This window comes from Paenibacillus sp. OSY-SE (genome assembly GCF_000283315.1).
Taxonomy (GTDB): domain Bacteria; phylum Bacillota; class Bacilli; order Paenibacillales; family Paenibacillaceae; genus Paenibacillus_B; species Paenibacillus_B profundus.
Window position 1 is genome coordinate 1 of sequence record NZ_ALKF01000126.1, and the last position, 19,210, is coordinate 19,210.

Below are 19,210 nucleotides of genomic sequence, written 5' to 3' on the forward strand. Positions count from 1 at the left end.
GGGGTCGCCCGCGGATACTGGGAGCGTCCAGAGCTGACGGCTGAGAAATTTGTGGACAGCCCGTTTGCCCCAGGCGAGCGTCTGTACCGGACCGGGGATTTGGCGCGCTGGCTGCCTGACGGCCGGCTGGAGCATCTGGGGCGGAGAGACCATCAGGTGAAGATTCGGGGGTACCGGATTGAACTGGGCGAGATCGAAGCCCGGCTGCTCCAAATTCCGGGTGTAGGCGAAGCCGTTGTGACTGCAGCAGAAATGGGTGACCAGACGCAGGAATTGCGCGCTTATGTGACAGGCGACCGTCCGCTTGCGGTGGCAGAGCTGCGTACCGTCCTTGCTGACTCGCTGCCGTCGTACATGCTGCCGACGCACTTCATGCAGCTGGAAGAGCTGCCGCTGACGCCGAATGGCAAAGTGGACCGGCGGGCGCTGCCGAAGCCGTCGGGAAGTGGAGCGGCAGCCGGATATACAGCGCCGCGTAACGAAGCGGAGGCGAAGCTAGCGCTGATGTGGCAGGAGGTGCTGGGAGTTGATCGCGTTGGCATCCACGACAATTTCTTTGAGCTGGGCGGCCATTCTCTGAAGGCCATGACGCTCGTATCGAGGATTCACCAGGCACTGGATGTAGAGCTGCCGCTGAGACAGCTGTTCCTCTCGCCGACGGTCGAAGGGCTGGCGGCTGCGCTGAAAGCGGCGGATGGCAGCACGTATAAAGAGCTGGCCCCGGCAGGCGAGCAGGCACATTACCCGTTGTCTTCGGCCCAAAAACGGCTGTACTTCTTGCAGCAGCTGGAGGGCGCCGAGCTGAGCTACAACATGCCGGTGGTGCTGCGGCTCGAAGGAGCACTGGAGCAGGTCCGGCTGGAATCGGCGCTGCAGGCGCTCATCGCCCGCCATGAATCGTTGCGCACTTCGTTTGCCGTCGTGGACGGTGAGCCAGTGCAGCGAGTGATAGACCAGGCTATTTTGGAAGTTTTCTATGAGGAAGCGGAGGAAAGAGAAGTCGAGGAGCGAATCCGGACATTCATCCGCCCGTTTGACCTTAGCGAGGCTCCTCTGCTGCGCACGGCGGTCATATGTCTCAGGGAAGCGCGACACTTGCTGCTGTTCGATATGCACCATATCATCTCAGACGGCACATCGATGAGTATTTTGGTAGACGAATTTGTGAAGCTGTACGCGGGCGAAGCATTGGAGCCGCTGCAGCTGCAGTATAAAGATTATGCGGTGTGGCAGCAGGAATACGTGCTCAGCGATGCTTATCGGCAGCAGGAGCGGTATTGGCTCCAGCATTTTGCAGGCGAACTGCCGGTATTAAACCTGCCCGCCGATTTCGCACGCCCAACCTTGCGCAGTTTTGCAGGTGACCGGGTAGATTTCAAGCTGGGAAGAACGCTGTCGGAGGCCGTGCAGCAACTGGCGCTAGATAGAGGGGTCACCGTATATATGGTGTTCTTGGCCGTGTACAGCACCTTGCTGTCTCGTCTGTCCGGCCATGATGAGATTATTGTCGGCTCGCCGGTAGCCGGGCGTCCGCATACGGATCTGACGGACATGATGGGGATGTTTGTCAACACGCTGGCTTTACGCATGTTTCCTTCCGGACCAAAAGCCTTTGCCGAATACCTTGAGGAAATTAAACAAACGGCGCTGGATGCCTTTGAGCATGGAGAGTATCCTTTTGAGGAACTGGTTGAATGTGTTGTCAGCCAGCGGGACATGAGCCGAAATCCACTGTTCGATGCTGTATTCGTGCTTCAAAACACGGAAAGCTCGCAGTTGGATCTCCCTGACTTGAAAGTAGAGTCTTGTCCATTTGTCGATACACAGGCTAAGTTCGACCTTACCTTGATGGTAACAGAGAGTGCGGAGGGCTATCACTGTTCGCTGGAGTTCGCTACAGCCTTGTTCACAAGGGAAACCATAGAACGGTGGGCGGGCCATTTTACGGAACTGATGGATCATGTGATCTCGGAGCCCGATACGACCCTTGCAGAAGCCAGATTAATAAGCGGGAGAGAGCAGCTTAGCGAGCTTAAGAAATACAGCGGCTTGCCTGCCCAAGGCATGCCTCAAACAACGATTCATCAATGTTTCGAGGACATTGCCGGTCTCTATCCGGACCGGACGGCCATTGTGTGTGGCGATCGGCACCTCACGTATGCGGACTTAAAACACCAAGCGGATCTTGTGACCGACAGACTGCTGAGGGAAGGAATGCGGCCACGGTCAGCTGTTGGAATTCTGGCTGACCGCTCGATCGAATTTGTCGTTGCGGTCCTGGGAATTCTGCAGGCGGGCGGAGCCTATGTGCCTCTGGATCCGGAAGCTCCCGAGGAGCGTCACATGTATATACTGGGCGACTGCGGCGCGGAGTTCCTGTTGGCTGTACAGAAGTTCAAAGTGCCGGAGTCCTACCAGGGGACGGTCATCATGCTTGATGACGGAACTCTTCCGGATGAAGCATTAGAGTATGAAGAAACACAGGGAAGCAGTTCCGATGATCCTGCTTATATCCTGTATACCTCGGGCACTACGGGAAGACCTAAAGGAGTGCTGGTGACGCATGGAAATGTAATCAACTTGGTGAAAAACAACGGATACGTGCCGTTCCATGCGAATCACCGCTTCGCTCAGACCGGTTCGGTAAGCTTTGATGCGGCTACGTTCGAAATATTCGGAGCCCTTCTGCACGGAGGGGCCTTGCATCCGGTTGAGAAAGAAGTGCTGCTGGACGCGCGCCGGATGGGGCAATTTCTCACGGAGCACGGCATTACGGTCATGTTCTTGACCACATCGCTCTTTCATCATCTGGCCGATGAGGATGTGGGAATGTTTGCTGGTGTAGAGCATTTGATTATGGGCGGAGAGGTTCTGTCGCCGAAGCCTGCTTACGCAGTGAGGGACGCATGTCCGGGACTTACGATCTGGAACGGATATGGCCCTACCGAAAACACGACTTTCTCGACTTCATTCATGGTCAAAGAAACAAACAGCAAAAACAGCATCCCGATTGGTCGGCCGCTCGATGGAACGACAGCCTACGTGCTGAGCGCTCAGGGACAGCTGCTTCCTGTCGGTGTTCCCGGCGAATTGTGCCTTGGAGGCGCCGGGGTAGCCAAAGGATACTGGAATCTGCCTGAACTTACACTGGAAAAGTTCAAACCGGATCCCTTTATTGAAGGCGGAAGAATGTATAAAACAGGGGATTTGGCCCGCTGGCTGCCGGATGGAAACCTTGAATATTTGGGGAGAATCGATCAGCAGGTCAAAATTCGGGGCTATCGGATTGAACTCGGTGAGATCGAAGCACGCCTGATGCTTCATGCCGACATTGGCCAAGCGGCTGTAGTGACTTGGACAGAACGTCCGGGAAGTGAGGTTTTGTGCGCTTATTATGTCGCCAGCAAGCGCCTGGAACCGGTCGAAATGAGAAATTACCTGAGCATCGCTTTACCTGAATATATGGTTCCTGCGTATTTCGTACATCTGCCGGAACTTCCGCTTACAATAAATGGCAAATTGGACCGTCGCACACTGCCGGAGCCGGAAGGAAACGCTGTATCGGGGACCGAGTCCGCAGCACCCCGAACTTTAACGGAAGTCAGGCTTGCACTGTTGTGGCGGGAGGTGTTAGGGGTCGAGCGGGTAGGTCTGAATGACAATTTCTTTGAACTCGGCGGCCATTCCTTACGAGCGATGTCACTGGTTTCGCAGATTCACCAAAAGCTGAATGCGCAAATCAAGCTGCACGATGTGTTCCAGTCACCTACACTCGAACGGATGAGCCAAGTGGTAGAATCATCGGCGGGCTCGCCGTATGAAGGATTGCTCCCTGCACCGACTCAGGATTACTATCCTTTGTCCTCTGCCCAAAAGCGGATGTATGTGCTGCAGCAACTTCAAGGCGCGGAACAGACCTACAACATGCCGAACGTCTTCCGGCTGGAAGGACCATTGGACCGGGAGCGCATAAATGAAGCACTCCAGGCGTTGATTAGGCGGCATGAGGTGCTGCGTACGTCTTTTGAGATGGTGGAAGGCAGTCCCGTGCAGATCATACATGATGCGGTGGAATTCGCCATTTCTTATACGGAGACGGACGAAGGGGATACGAGCAAAGCGATCCGCGAGTTCTACTTCCCGTTCGATCTCACCTGCGCTCCGCTGCTTCGCGCAGGACTGATACGCTTGCAAGAGGAGCACCATCTATTGCTGTTCGATATGCATCACATTATTTCGGATGGCGTATCGATGAGTGTATTGATCAAGGAGTTCGGGGAGCTGTATGCCGGAGGGACATTGCCGCCCCTGCGACTGCAATATAAAGATTATAGTAGTTGGCAAAGCCGCTATGTGACGACGGAGGCTTACAGAAAACAGGAAGCGTATTGGCTGGATCGATATGCCGGAGAGCATCCGGTGTTGGACTTGCCGCTGGATTACCCAAGACCTCCGGTACGCAGCTTTGCCGGAGACAGGGTGCACCTGGAACTAGACTCCTGTCTGACTGAAGGAATAACCAAGTTGGCGCAGCATACGGGGACTACCTTGTATATGGTGCTATTGGCGGCGTACAGCACGCTGCTGTCGCGACTTAGCGGCCAAGACGACATCATTATCGGCTCCCCTGCCGCCGGCAGACCGCATGCAGACCTCGCAGATATGCTAGGCATGTTCGTCAATACACTGGCACTGCGCACCAACCCGGCCGGAGGAAAAGAATTTTTCAGCTATTTGCTGGAAGTGAAGGAGAGCGCACTCGACGCGTTCGTATACCAAGACTATCCTTTCGAAGATCTGGTGGAGAAGGTCGTCAGCCGCCGGGACATGAGCCGCAGCCCTCTCTTTGACGTCATGCTCGTCCTGCAAAATACAGAGCAGGAGCAAATGGAGATGAAACATATCCGGTTGTCTGCTTATCCATATGAGCAGCACGCGGCGAAATTCGATCTCACTCTAACCGCCATCGAGCACGGGGGAGGTATGAACTTCACCTTCGGATACGCCGCAGACTTGTTTGCCCGCGCAACGATAGAAAGATGGGCCGCCTATTTCAAGGTGCTTCTAGAGTCGGTTGTCTCGGATCCGAAGCAGCGGCTCGCGGATCTGCCTTTGATGAACGAAGAGGAACGGCAGCGGATGCATGCCTGCTCGCAAGGCGCCTCTGTGGATAATAGAGCAGGGCGCACCTTGGATCGATGGTTTGCGGAGCAGGCTGCTAGAACACCTGATCGGTACGCAGTCTTCTCCGGGGATCGACGATTGACTTATAGAGAGTTGGACGAGCGGGCAGGCCGCCTCGCTGAGTTGTTAAGAGACAGAGGCATAGGCCCAGACCGGATTGTCGGGCTCTTCATACCGCCGTCGCCAGAAATGATCGTCGCGATGCTCGGGATATGGAAAGCGGGAGGCGCCTATCTTCCGATCGATCCCGACACGGATGCGGATCGGATGGCATACATGCTGGAGAATTCGGAAGCTTCCCTGCTGCTGACCATGAGCGAGTGGGAGACCCGTCTGCATCTTCCGGTGGAATGTCTTAGTCTGGATCGGCTTCCTGTAAGACTGGAGGATATCGGTGTGGCCCGGGTAGAACCAAGCCACAGCTTAGACAGTCTCGCTTATGTGATTTATACATCAGGTAGCACCGGGAAGCCCAAGGGTGTCAAAGTCATGCACCGTAATGCGGCGGCCTATGTGGAATGGTTTGTCGGTGAAGCGGCTATTGTGGAGGAGGACCGCACCGCCCTTGTTTCCTCCTTCGCCTTTGACCTGGGGTATACGGCCGTATTTTCAGCGTTGCTATCCGGTGCGGCGCTGCACTTGCCAGACAAAGAAATCTACATGGATCCGGAGTGTCTGTTGGAGTACCTTATCCGGGAGAGAATTACTTATGTCAAGATGACGCCGTCCTTGCTTGGCATACTCGTGAGAAGTCCCGGCTTTGCCGAACATGCCGGCAGTGAGAGTCTGCGGCTGGTCGTGCTCGGCGGCGAATCTATCATTTGCGCAGATGTGGAGCTTTACTTTTCCAAGTATGAGCGGTCCCAAGTAATGCAGCACTATGGACCGACGGAGACAACGATTGGATCCATTGCGATGAGGATGGACCGTGAACAGTTCCGCGTCTTCCAGAGCCGACCGGTATTAGGCTGGCCGATAGCGGGAGAGCAGGTCTACATCGTAGACTCTGCAGCGAGGCCGGTTCCAACGGGCGTCGTAGGAGAGATCGCGATTGGCGGACACGGAGTGAGCCGGGGTTATATGAACCTGCCTGAAGAGACGGCGGAAAAATTCACGAGCCACCCGTGTGCTGCCAACCATCAGTTGTATCTGACAAGAGACCGCGGCCGCTATCTGGCGGATGGGACCATAGAGTACTTGGGCCGCAGCGACCATCAAGTGAAGATCCGGGGTTACCGGATTGAACTGGGAGAAATCGAGATGCGCTTGAGGCAAATCGATAAGATCATGGAAGCCGCCGTCCTGGCCATACCGGATGCCAAGGGTGTGCTGGATCTGTGCGCTTTCGTAGTGGTTGAGGGGCAAATGGACCTGACAGGCTTGCGGGAACATTTGCGTTCGCAACTGCCGGTCTACATGATCCCGGCCCGCTTCCAGCAGCTAGAGAAGCTGCCGCTGACGGCCAACGGCAAGGTGGACCGCACGGCTCTTGCAAAGCTGCAGATAATGATGCCTGTTCAAGCTAGTTATACAGCTCCAAGGAATGCGTTGGAACAAGCACTCGCCGACCTATGGCAGGAGGTGCTGGGTATAGAGCGCGTCGGCATTGAGGACAATTTCTTCGACATAGGCGGGCATTCAATCAAGCTAATTCAGGTGATCGGCGAGATTCGGCGAAAATTGAACTTGGACATCTCCCTTCGCGACGCTTTTGCCTATACGACGGTGTCGGAATTGGCGCAATATTTTGAGGCCCGGGGAAGTGTGCATGAAGACAGTGAATTATCCGTGTGGAATCCGGACAACGGAGTATCCTTGTTCTGCTTCCCGCCGATTGTAGGGTATGGGCATGTGTTCACGAGAATGGCGGAGGAGCTGCAAGAGGTTGCCGCGATTTACGCATTCGACTTCATCGAAGCGGAAGATGTGATCCAGCATTATACGAACAGCATCCAGACTCTACAGCCTCAAGGAGTACTTCAACTGCTGGGTTACTCGGCAGGAGGAAATCTCGCATTTGAAGTAGCCAAAAAACTGGAGAGCGAAGGACGGGAAGTGGCTCATCTCATTTTGCTGGATTCCTATCCGAGAAAAACCGCGCTCCAAGCCGCCGATCAAAAAGCGTATGCCGAGTCGCTGCAAGAGGAAATCTCGCGATTTATCGCCCATGTGCCAGATATGAATATAGAGGAAGTGCTTCGGAACATCACCAGGTATAAATCTTGGGTTGACCGCATGGCGACGGATGGTCGGATTCAAGCCCACATCCATCTGATTCAATCGGAGAATGTTGGAGAGCAGCCAGAGCAACAATTCTGGAAACCATGGACTAAGGGAAATCAGATACTCTATCAAGGCAGCGGGAAGCACGAACATATGCTTGAAAGCGAAGATGCAAAAAAGAACGGCGCTATTGTAAGAGCTATATTCAAAGAAGAGGTGCAGTGAAGATGAATAACGACCATTATTTACTAAATACGGGTTCTTATTTATGCTAACGGGGAAGCCGGGGGGATTGTTTTCTCTCGGCCTACGCTCCTCTTTCTTGCTTGTGTATTTAAGACGCCAATTAATTCCGCCGTAGTAGTTTCATGAACTGCGGGACGGCATGCCATACGCTTAGCTGCAGTTAACATTCACACGGATTCATTTATCTATGTGGAAAGGAGACGAAGCTTCGCAATGATCCCATTATCTAGGAGGAATTCTTGGTATGACAAATGCTAAACCAGCCAAAAAAATGACGAAATTATTGGTTGTTCTACTTTCTTTTACTCTTCTTGCTTCATTATCTGGGATAAGTGCTCCATTTCAATCGAAGGCTTATGCCGCAACCCCTCACGACAAAAATTTTTCACCTGCGACACTTCAGTTCCTGCGTGCGAATACAGGTCTAGATGGCGAGCAGTGGGACAATATTATGAAGCTCGTCAATAAACCCGAGCAGGACTCGCTCGATTGGACCAAATACTATGGTTACTGCGAGGACATTGGCGATGATCGCGGCTATACCATCAGCATATTCGGCGCTACGACAGGGGGATCCAACGACAAACATCCGGATGGTCCGGCTCTGTTCAAGGAATTCGACGCTGCCAGCGGAGCGAGCAATCCTTCGGTTGAAGGCGGTCTGAGTCGCATAGGCGTTCGCGGGTCGATGAATGGTTCGATTTTAAAAATAAAGGATAGCGAAAAAGTGTTCTGCGGCAAAATCAAAGGACTGCAAAACAATGACGCTTGGAGAGAGGCCATCTGGCAGACCTTCTACAAAGTATACATCAAGTACAGCGTACAGCAAGCGCGTCAGCGCGGCTTCAATTCTGCTCTGACCATCGGATCATTTGTCGATACAGCCTTGAATCAAGGCGCTACCGGTGACTCCGGCACTCTCGAAGGCGTCCTGTCCCGCTCAGGCAAAAGTACCGACGAGAAGACTTTCATGAAGAAATTTTATGCCCAGCGCACCCTGATCGTGGATACCAATGAGTACAACCAACCGCCCAATGGCAAGAACCGTGTGAAGCAATGGAGCCAACTTTTGGATATGGGGAAGACTGATCTAAAGAACGCCGATGCCGCGATTGTTAAAGTCACCAACTGGAAAATGAAGTAAGAAGTGATTCCCGCGTCCGGCATTGCTCCGGACGCGGGAATTGTCATCGGTCGCTGGCCGAGCGGCGCACCGCTCCTACGCGCGACTTAGAAGGTTACTAAGGCATTGATCAAGAATGAGCTGGCGAATAATCGCTTTATGCTCGTGGAAGACACGCCAATGATTAATTTTCAATTATACAATCTGATTGATATGCTGAGGATTGATTGTATTTTGTGATAGGCATGGTAAAATATAGGTGTTAGATTATTCGGAAACCAAGAGGAAGGTGCGGGTATGAATGAATGACGTGATTCAGACCATCGGGGGATTGATTCATCAGTACAGGCGTGAAGCTGGCATGACGTTATCGCAATTATCGGAACTAACAGGCATCCACAAAGGAACCATTTCAAGGATTGAAAATGAAGACGTCAAGAGACCGGAATTTGCAACAGTCCGCCCATTAGCGACAGCGTTAAAAATTCCCTTTGAAAAGCTAACCGAACTTTACATTGAAATTGAAAATAGGGCGGACGCCCTACTAAGCATGTTGCAAGGTGTCATTCAAGAAACAGGAAATGAAGAACTTATCAATAAGGCTGGGTTAAAGTTCTTAGAATCCCCAAATGAAGACAGCCAAACTCTTATTGAGCGTCTTTACAGCTTAGTTAACGGACTAGAAGATCAAAGGATTAAATTATCTTTGTACATGCTAATCATTAATTACTCTCGTGACCATGGAATCATGCGATTTCTTGCAAAAGGTCTATTGCAAGCCTATTTGATCAAACGAGACGACTTCAGCAAATTAGAGGCTATATATCAGGCGGGGCTACATATTGTGCATTACACAACTTTTCTGTCGAATGAAGAAGCCCTTACACTTCATTATAAACTTGGTGTCCATGCATACAATTTAATGAAGTACGTGGAATGTGTTGACTTATGCAAATACGTCATTAAAAACGACAACACTCAGAGTAAAATAAAAGCAAACGCTCTCTATTTAACAGGTCTTGCATATGATTGTCTTGGTGATCATGAAAAGTGGGAGGCCTATTTAAAAGATTACGGCAGCTATAACATACCTGGTGTTGAAGAAAATAAAAAAGTTACAAATGCGTTAGTCAATAGCAGGACAGGAAACATGAATTTGGCAATTGAACAGCTAAAGCAATTAATACCAAATGTAACTGACAGAAATTTCATCATTATCATAACTAGGCTATTCGAAATATATCTCCAATACAATGATGTTCATGCTGCTCGGCAACTTTTTGCATATGAGGATAAAATCAAGAATATTCCAGTGACAACTCCTATCACACAATTAAATATAGCTTACTATTACCGGCTCAAAGGGAAAACGCTTATTGGAGATGATATCGAGGGTTCTTTTGATAGCTTTTATAAGAGCTCACTAGAATATGCTAGTATATCAAAATTTGATGAAGCCTTTGAGAGCCTAAGTCTCGTGTCCAAAGAACTTCTGAATAATACCAGTCTCATTAACGTTGAAACCATCAGTAAAATTGATTTGCTTTATGATGAGTTAAGACTAAAAGGGAGGAGTAATAAGGTATGAAAAAAAAGTTGTATTCTATGGTTGTTCTTTTCTTCTCTTTGTATTTGATTTTATCTCCAATTTCGGTTAATGCTGAATCATCGGATGTCACCACGTATTCAGGTGGAAATCCCGAATGGAGACCAAACTAATTAAGCTTGGCGTGCATGCCTTCAACTTACCCTCCATCAAAGAATTCCTCAAACTTGAAGAAAAAGCGACCTCACTCCATATAATAACGATCTCTATATACATGGCAATGTAGGAATATGCATTATTATTTAGAAAAGATTAGTACTTATTACAATTGCAATGTTACCTAAAATACCTAGTTGGAGAGGTGTACAAGAAACGTTTTATAAAACCTCTATACTACAGTGCTATAATGAACTCAACCACAGTGATTGTAGCCGTGGCGATACTGACTGACAATAATAATGGAGTTCATCCATGGTAGCTAATGAGTACCCCTTGCAGGGTACTTTTTTTATGTGGATATATATGGTAGTAGAGGTGGCGCGTCGGTGTGCTCTTACGCTGCAGTCTTGTAACTTTTCCGCTTTCAAACGGATTACACAACCATCCTGCAAAGTCTGACAGATCCTTAATTCCTATTTCTATATAAAACAAAAAATAGAGGAGATCAGCTCATATAATGAACTAACTATCCTCTATTAACGATACTCGAATTAACACAATCTAATGTAGAGCTCCGTATCGGGCCAATGTAGCATGTCAGGTTTTTAGCGCAAGGTACAATACCAATAGTAAACTTAGAGGTCGATCAGCGCCTCAGAGGTACACTGGTACTGATATATTTCAACACACTTTTTATATGGTTTTATGGTATTTATTGAACTATAGTTCCCCGTTAGTTTAACGTATGTTTACTTCCTCTGCGCTCGATTTGGAAATTTTTATTTTTATCATGATCAATAAGAAAGCAAGCAGTGAGAACATAATTCCGCTCCAAATGAGTTGATGTATTCCCAAGTGAGAAATAAACCAACCACCGATAAAAGTCCCTATAGTAATTCCTAGATTGGAAAATGAGATAAACAAGCTGTTTCCGAATTCGGGAGCTTCTTTCGCCTCAGTCGTTAACCATGCTTGACTGACAATAAGCCCGCCGGAATGCACTGCCCCCCAAATGAATACGATAATAACCATCGGAATGAAATAAGAACCCAAATAATAAGCGAATAAGTAAATTACCGCATATAGCAGAGGAAACATGATGACGGTCTTTGTAAAGCTTTTATGCAAAAAGCCCCCAAATAAAAAATTCCCAAAAATCATGATTATACCAAAGGCCATCAACATGATACTTATCCATGACCCGTTCATATGTGTTACTTGTCCAAGATATTCAGCAAAGTAGCTGTAGACAGAAAACATAGCTGCAAAGATAAAAATAACTGTCACGATATTTAACCACAATTGAGGTTTGCGTAATATACCAAGCTGCTTGCCATAAGACATTTTTTCCTTAACAGGCATGGAAGGAAGCCAAGCTAGTATCCCTACAAAGGCAATCATGCTTACAACAGCTCCAAACAGGAAGGCGGCTTCTAACGAAATCTTTTCCGCGAGATAAGAAGTCAAAGGCACGCCAAAAGCAAACCCGACCGTTATTCCGGCAAAAACCTTTGTAACCGCTTTGCTGCTTTTTTCCGGAGGGACAAGTTTAGCTGCAGTCACAAGAGCTACTGAAAAAAAGACAGGATGAAAAATGGCAGGAAGAATACGGAAAGCTAGCATCACATCGAACTTGGTTGTATAGGCATAAACAATATTTGAAATCGCAAACATAAGCACAGCAGTTAAGAGAATGACTTTACGATTGATACCGGAAGCGAGTAATGTCAGGAATGGACCTGAAATGGCAACGACTAAAGCAAATATACTTACAAGCATTCCTGCCTGTGAAGCCGATATATTAAATTTTTGAGTTACCTGGGGCAGAACCCCTATAATACCCATTTCCGTTGTAATAATGCCGAATACGCCTAAAGCCAGCATAATGATAAGCCAAGGGTTAACCTTTTTCATTTTAAATGTAAACCTCCATTTGTATTTATATATATAGAAATATAGATGTAAAATGCAAAAAAAAAAACCTCCTTTCCGTTTATAGATTACTTTTGATGTACTCGGAAAATTCCTGTATTGTCTTTTCGTTCCGACGATAATACGTCCACTTCCCGATTCGCTCAGATTCCAACAAACCAGCTTTTTGCATAGTCAACAAATAACTCGAGATAACAGACTGTGCAAGTCCCGCTTTAGCCTGAATATCTCCCACGCATACACCAATTCGAAAATTGAGGCCTTGATGTAAATAAGGCTTTTCATCAAAGAATTCCTCTGGATTCTTTAACCATAGCAGAATTTGACTACGAGTCTCGTTAGACAAAGCTTTATAAATCATTAAAGGTTCCATATAGATTATTATATCCATTTATATAGATTTGTAAATATAAAATGAATTTTGAGTTTATCCCCTATAAAGTCACAATGTCTGGACCACTCATTTAGCGACACTCCTAAAAAATATTTTATTTGCTTGTATAATTATCTTTTCTAATTTATATTAACATTTCTTCAGCTACAGGGCAGGTTAGTGGAATGCCGTATGAACTATGGCTACCATAATAAACGAAGTGGGCTGGGGATTCTTGTCCCCAACCCACTTTGTCAAACTGATTTGATTTTACTGGGACCGTAAAGCATTTGAGCACGAACAAAGTCTATTGGTATATTCACAGGTATCTCTAGGAAATATTCCAACTGCCATATCTGAGTTTTTTGAGCCTGACGGCTCGTAGGATTGTCCCAAGGAGGGTATACGCGTATTGCCCTTTTACCACCTTTACCTTTATTGGATACTATATCCTGATCACATAGAACCACTTTTGGAAATATAAACTGACCAAAGTTACTACCTTTACGTGCACTAATAACGAAGAAATCGACTGGATCTGATACGTCATATGGTTGGATCGGTCCATCCCCAATTCTCTCCCATAAAGTTACAAATTGCCCGACCTTTGTAGGAGTGATTCTTGCGACACGAAATCTAATGGAGAGAGCATTCAAGTTAAATACATACGCCCCATATTCAGCATTTTGTGCTTCTAGGAGTGGTCGAGAGCAATCAAACCTGCACGGGTTATAAACAAGATCCTTAGTGGCAAGTAGGTCACTATGAATTGTATCAGAGGAAGTCCAAAAATTTTGATCGCTAGGGCATGCTTTTGAAAATTCTCGATTTTTTTCATCCATCTGTTCAAATCCCCCATGTAGTCCCATGTAGCAATCCATTGGTGCTCTTAATGTTCACTATCATAATGCAATCATAGCTAGTTCACAAGTTCACTTCAGCTAACGGATAACGTTAGTTGAATTGGCATATTTTCATTGAATATCTGGCGCTTCCTGATTTCAAACGACTTTGAGAGAGAAAGTAATGGAAGAGGTATGACATTCAACATACATTGGCTTCCTGTGCCTATGGAATTGTTTTCGTTATGGCAAATGAAACACCGATTGGTCAACTTGAACTTACAATTAGTGAATAAAGGAAACACTATATAATTGTTCCTTATATTTTATTCATCGGATGTATTTCGCCACAAAGAATAACTGTGCTTCAGGCATAAATATACTCCCCGCTGAAATAAATGCCACAGGTAGAATACCAATAACAGCGCCCGCATGTTCCAACTTAGACATATCCAGCACAATCGGATTTATCCGTTCTTCCGTGGGGCGCGGAAGTGTACTATATGGTTAATATGTAAAGTATTGTTTTGTTTTCGTAAAAGATATGGTAAAATATAGGTGGTCAATTATTGTACTACAAAGGAAGGTGAGGTTGTGAGTACTGTTACTGCGAAGCCTAAAAGCTTGGGGGAGCTAACCTGTTTCATCGCCAAAAGAAAGAAATGATCTTATCAAAGTTGCAAGAAGCAGTCGGCGTTGATAAAGGCAGCCTGTCGAGAATTGAAAACGGTGAATCAAGCGTCCGGATTTTAACATCATTCAATCCATAGCGGCTGTATTAGACATCCCCGGTGACGACATCGTAGAACAGTACATCGAGACTGGACATTAATCAGATGTGTTTTTCTCATTTTTGCAAAAAGATTTTGAAGCGCCAAGCAACGTTAGTAACCAAGATAGCCGCCAAGTTTCTCGAATCACCGAATGAAGACAGCTTAGACTTGATTGAGAAGCTGTACCAGACAGCAGTCTCCGTAAAAAATGAACCCATTCAATTATCAGTGTATAACCTCATCGTTGACTACTCACGTTCCCATGGATTATGCCTATATTGCAAAAGGACTATACCAAAAGTACATGATTGAGCGAAATGATTTCAGCAAATTAAATGAAACCTATCAATCAGGTAAAAATGTATTGGATTATGTTAATATTTTGAGCGATAAAGAGCGTATACTGCTTTATTATGGATTGAGTGTTCACGCTTATAGTCAGTCTTATGTATTATCATGACGCTATGGAGTTGGGCAATTATGTTGTGGAAAATGGAAAAGGCGAGTCTCAAGCACCCGCAACTCACAATGTATGCAATGCTTATTACCATTTAGGAAAATATGACGCTTGCCAATCATATATTGAGAAGTACAGTAATTTTTCGTATTCTTTTGTCACTGATAATGTAAAACGAATGACAGGATTTATTAACGGGAAAACAAGAAATATTGACTTAGTCATTGCTCAGATTAAAAAATATTTAGACGATCCGTCCTCATATAATTTGATTCATGCTGTGACTGAGTTATTGCAACTTTATCTCAACAAAAACGATCTGCTTGCAGCAGACCAGCTCCTTGTTTATGAGGAGCAAATGACAGAAAGTATTTCACAACCTCATACTACACCTTATAAAACGTCAAGATTGGCTTACTACTATCAAATCAAAGGACAATTGTTAATTCGAAAAAATCAAGAAAAAGACGCAATTGAAAGTCTTTTAAAAGTACGTTGGAATATGCTGAATAAGACGTTTTACTGAAGCTTTTGATTCATTGTCAATTATTACACAAATTAATTGAGGGAAGGATTGAATGACATGAAGAAACTTAAGTTTCTTTTCATCGCTACCCTGCTATCAATCGGAGTAATCAATATGGAAGATATCATTTCATTCATTGATGCTCCGTGGATAACCAACACCTAGTTTTGAAAAATCTCGGTAACAGAATAATAATACCGTTTTTGAAAGGTATTTCATTTGTTTTTTTTTTGGCATTTCCTTTTATTGTAGTATGGGAGTGTCGTAAGGATTTTCTACTTTTTATTGTACTTTAGAGTGAATCGCTTGTTGCGATTCAAAAAAGGTGGTACCGCGATAACCTCGTCCTTTACTGGGCGGGGTTTTTTGTATTCTTGAAAGGGGTGATGTCCATGGATGCTGGTGGTGGATCTCACCAGAATTGATAAAACAAAACTTGCGAAATGTGGCATTGGACTAATTATCCGCAGGAAATAACCCTGATAAAGCAACCATATTTGTTCAATCTTTGATTCCAGAGATGCTGATCCACCTATTTTTTCCATGTTTGTGACGGTGAATTCGTTGCGCCACAATCCTGCAGTAAAAGCGGAACCCAAGGAACGTGGATTGCAATATATGTATTACGGATTCCTTGGAAATGCCATTTATTTGGATTCCTCCAAAAAGAGGTTAATGAGAAGATAAAAAAAGCGACAACTGATCCTATCCGAATTCACAAAACGGATATCGGCTTTTTTCATACAAATCACCTTGAACAAGGATTGACGAAGAGAATATTCAGTAATAACATATAAAAGATCATTTCTATATGGAAAACACCTATTATCATACCACAGCCTTGTCTTTAGATTAGACTTTGCAAGTATGGAAATACGATGAAACGGAAGGAGACCGCGCAATGTCTGAGAATCGCGAATATTCAGGAGCTTTCCCCGACAGTAGTCGCCTAAGTCTGCAAGCTGACTGCGAGCACTGCTTCGGCTTGTGCTGTGTCGCGCTGCCCTTCGCTGCTTCGGCAGACTTTGCGACTGACAAAGATGCCGGGAAGCCCTGCCAAAACCTGCAATCGGACTTCCGTTGCGGCGTTCACACCAGCCTCAGGCAGCGGGGCTTTCGAGGTTGTACGGTGTATGACTGCTTCGGCGCGGGGCAAAAGGTTTCCCGAGTTACCTTCGGTGGACACGACTGGCGGCAAGCCCCAGAATCCGCGAAACAAATGTTTGAGGTGTTCCCGATCATGCGGCAGCTCCATGAGCTCCTCTGGTATCTGACCGAAGCGCTAACTCTGCAACCGGCCCGTCCGATCCAAGATGCGCTCGGCTTGGCGCTCAACGAGACGGAACGCCTCACTCGCCTCGATCCCGATTCTATCATGGAACTGGACGTGGCAGCGCACCGAGCAGATGTCAATGCTCTGCTCCTGCGGACGAGCGAACTCGTGCGAGCCGAAGCCCTTCGCTCGCAGAAGGGCCCCTCAGGCCGTCGGAAGACCTACGGCCGAGGGGCCGACCTTATCGGTGCCAAACTGAGAGGTGCCGATCTTAGATGCTCCAATTTGAGAGGGGCCTACCTTATTGCCGCTGACCTCAGAGGCGCCGACCTTCGAGTGGCTGATCTCATCGGGGCTGATTTCCGAGACGCTGACCTCAGGGGTGCCGACCTCACCGGAAGTATTTTTCTCACCCAAGCCCAGATCAACGCAGCGAAGGGAGATGCCAACACAAAGTTGCCGCCGTCACTTACTCGCCCAACGCACTGGTCAGCCTTCGGAAGATAAAGCGAGCACTTGAGCAATTTGGCAAGATGCCGTATTGCTTGGCAACTTCTATCATTTTTGAGGTGGGTTTCCGTCTGCAATGTAGTATAGTGCTTAGACGTTGAGGAACAGGCCCTGCAGCTATCTGGTTTAAGGTAATCATAACCTTTAGCTAGTTATTCATATACCAATGTAGTGCTGTTCTTTCCAGTTCTTTAACAAACGCATCTTTACCGTTCATATAAGCTTCAATGTCCTTCGGGAATTGTTTTGCAAGGTTTTCTTTTACATTTCCATACTGCTTTGCTACCTCCGAATGTGTTCGGAGGTAGTCTCTTACAGCCAAATGGCGATTAATATCTTCCTTGTTATCCACCTGAAATACATGTACTTGATGGGTTCTATTATCTCTGTGTTTTCTGAAATATCTTCTTCCTTTTATGCCGAACTCACCCATACATTCATAACCAAGACCTGTCATTTGTTCATTAAACGAATCAATTTTTTCAATATCTTTTACTACGGGCATGATATCAATGATTGGTTTGGCTTTTAACCCAGGAACAGAAGTGCTGCCAATATGATGAATGTCAATTAACTCATCAACAAAAATATCTTTCATTTTTTGAGATTCTTCTCCGAACATTTGTTTCCATCTATTGTTATATTCCGTAACCACAACATTCATTCAACTAACCTTCAAAAGTTTAATTAAGAATTTGAAGAAGAAATACCTTCAGAAAAGTCAACTGCTTTCGATTCAAGTATTTGGGGATATAAGAACTAAAACCATCAAAAATAGAATACGACGCGTGTCTCTAACTCCCTCGTACGTCTGTCGAATTTTCGAGAATGAAGTGCCAGACGTTTTATTTTCAGCAGCGACAGCCTAATATTTCAACAAACGCACTATTCTTTCCTGCGATACAAAAAGAAATTGAACCCATTTTCCGCAAACTTTATTCAGAAATCCTTCGTCGTGCTGTTAGTGATTGTTTTCCAAGCCTCCTTGAAGTTAACCAGCAAAGGTACAGTAATTCCTTCGGAAACGTGAGTTTACGACGTGTCTTACGATTACATCTGCATACAAGAAGGTGAAATAACGCCTTGAACACAGCAAAAGGAACATCTGCAGCCTTCGTCGAGAAACAGGAGTAATGAACCGCTGGCAACCCGCTGGAACGAGCATTATCGACACCTGAACGATAGCTGTCCCATTGTTGAAAAGCGGCTTGACACCAGTATTGCAACAAATGAAAGACGCTAAATTTACGTGCTTTATCTTCATATCCTAACTGTTTGACAATAGCATTTACTTCGTCTTGGCTCAGAACAGGTTGAAGGATGGATTGGATCGTGATAGAATTTTTCATGAGAGCGTCTCTTTCTTGAATCTTTTGGTGGTACAAACGATTCTATAGAGAAGACGGTCTTTTTTCTACTATTTTCAGGTTAATCAACAGGCGTGATTTTGTAGATATGTATTTATCTACGTATTAGCTCTTGTATACATTTACCGCGTCTGTACGATAACCTCGCCTACATGTCCCAGCTTAGACATATCCAGCACAATCGGATATATCATCCATAACCAGCTGAGTGTCCGCGGGGCACACTGTATGCTACATGGTTAATATGTGAAGTATATGTGAAGTATTGTTTTGTTTTTGTAAAATCCATGGTAAAATATAGGAGGTAAATTAACTTGCAAGACAAAGGAAGGTGAGGTTGTGAGTGCCGTTGCTACGAAGCCTAAAAGCTTGGGGGAGCTAATACTGTTTCATCGCCAAAAGAAAGAAATGAGCTTATCGAAGCTGCAAGAAGCGGTTGGCGTTGATAAAGGCAGCCTGTCGAGAATTGAAAAGGGGGAAATTAAACGTCCAGATTTTAACATCATCCAATCCATTGCGGCTGTATTAGACATCCCCGGTGACAACATCGTAGAACAGTACATCGAGATTGGACATAAATCAGATGTAATTTACTCTGTTTTGCAAAAAACTCTCAAAGCGCCAAGCAACGCATTTTTAGTAACCAAGATAGCAGCCAAGTTTCTCGAATCACCGA

At 46.3% G+C, this 19,210-nt stretch carries 12 protein-coding genes; 7 read left to right on the forward strand and 5 right to left on the reverse strand.

All coding sequences use genetic code 11. The annotated features are described in order from the left end of the window. The 3 genes from A372_RS0101865 to A372_RS0101880 all read left to right on the forward strand — a co-directional run. On the forward strand, nt 1-7,632 hold a 7,632-nt coding region (locus A372_RS0101865), incomplete at its 5' end, for an amino acid adenylation domain-containing protein (RefSeq protein ID WP_019419143.1). 265 nt (nt 7,633-7,897) lie between these two features. After that, entirely contained in the window at nt 7,898-8,797 is a 900-nt protein-coding gene (locus A372_RS0101870) for a chitosanase (protein WP_019419144.1), read from the forward strand. A 280-nt stretch (nt 8,798-9,077) separates the two neighbouring features. Then, nucleotides 9,078-10,364, forward strand: coding sequence for a helix-turn-helix domain-containing protein (locus tag A372_RS0101880; RefSeq protein ID WP_019419146.1), 1,287 nt, complete (start codon nt 9,078-9,080; stop codon nt 10,362-10,364). A gap of 855 nt (nt 10,365-11,219) precedes the next feature. Here the strand turns inward: A372_RS0101880 and A372_RS0101890 are convergent. The 3 genes from A372_RS0101890 to A372_RS0101900 all read right to left on the reverse strand — a co-directional run bounded on the left by A372_RS0101890 (nt 11,220) and on the right by A372_RS0101900 (nt 13,628). Beyond that, a complete protein-coding gene (locus A372_RS0101890) occupies nt 11,220-12,395 on the reverse strand; it encodes an MFS transporter (RefSeq protein WP_019419148.1) in 1,176 nt (391 codons plus the stop codon). Nucleotides 12,396-12,474: 79 nt separating this feature from the next. Next, nucleotides 12,475-12,786, reverse strand: coding sequence for an ArsR/SmtB family transcription factor (locus A372_RS0101895; RefSeq protein ID WP_019419149.1), 312 nt, complete (start codon nt 12,784-12,786; stop codon nt 12,475-12,477). A 254-nt stretch (nt 12,787-13,040) separates the two neighbouring features. Continuing rightward, on the reverse strand, nt 13,041-13,628 hold the full coding sequence (locus A372_RS0101900) for a MepB family protein (protein WP_019419150.1): 588 nt from the start codon (nt 13,626-13,628) through the stop codon (nt 13,041-13,043). Nucleotides 13,629-14,290: 662 nt separating this feature from the next. On the opposite strand from A372_RS0101900, the gene A372_RS38315 reads away from it, so the two are divergent. The 3 genes from A372_RS38315 (at nt 14,291) to A372_RS0101915 (ending at nt 17,164) form a co-directional block, all read left to right on the forward strand. Then, nucleotides 14,291-14,398, forward strand: coding sequence for a helix-turn-helix domain-containing protein (locus tag A372_RS38315; protein ID WP_237728477.1), 108 nt, complete (start codon nt 14,291-14,293; stop codon nt 14,396-14,398). Between the two features lie 488 nt (nt 14,399-14,886). Beyond that, nucleotides 14,887-15,384: a hypothetical protein gene (locus A372_RS38320; RefSeq protein WP_237728478.1), complete on the forward strand. Its 498-nt coding sequence runs from the start codon at nt 14,887-14,889 to the stop codon at nt 15,382-15,384. A 901-nt stretch (nt 15,385-16,285) separates the two neighbouring features. Further along, entirely contained in the window at nt 16,286-17,164 is an 879-nt protein-coding gene (locus A372_RS0101915) for a pentapeptide repeat-containing protein (RefSeq protein WP_019419153.1), read from the forward strand. 151 nt (nt 17,165-17,315) lie between these two features. On the opposite strand, the gene A372_RS0101920 is transcribed toward A372_RS0101915, so the two are convergent. Both A372_RS0101920 and A372_RS37065 read right to left on the reverse strand, forming a co-directional pair. Next, nucleotides 17,316-17,831 carry a GrpB family protein gene (locus tag A372_RS0101920; protein WP_019419154.1) on the reverse strand — a complete coding sequence of 172 codons (516 nt, stop codon included), beginning with the start codon at nt 17,829-17,831 and terminating at the stop codon, nt 17,316-17,318. 271 nt (nt 17,832-18,102) lie between these two features. Then, the gene (locus A372_RS37065) at nt 18,103-18,516 is read right to left on the reverse strand and encodes a hypothetical protein (protein ID WP_157259384.1); all 414 of its coding nucleotides are present in this window, start codon (nt 18,514-18,516) and stop codon (nt 18,103-18,105) included. A 357-nt stretch (nt 18,517-18,873) separates the two neighbouring features. On the opposite strand from A372_RS37065, the gene A372_RS0101925 reads away from it, so the two are divergent. Continuing rightward, nucleotides 18,874-19,210, forward strand: a 337-nt coding sequence (locus A372_RS0101925; RefSeq protein ID WP_026010841.1) for a helix-turn-helix domain-containing protein, incomplete at its 3' end; no start/stop codon positions are given.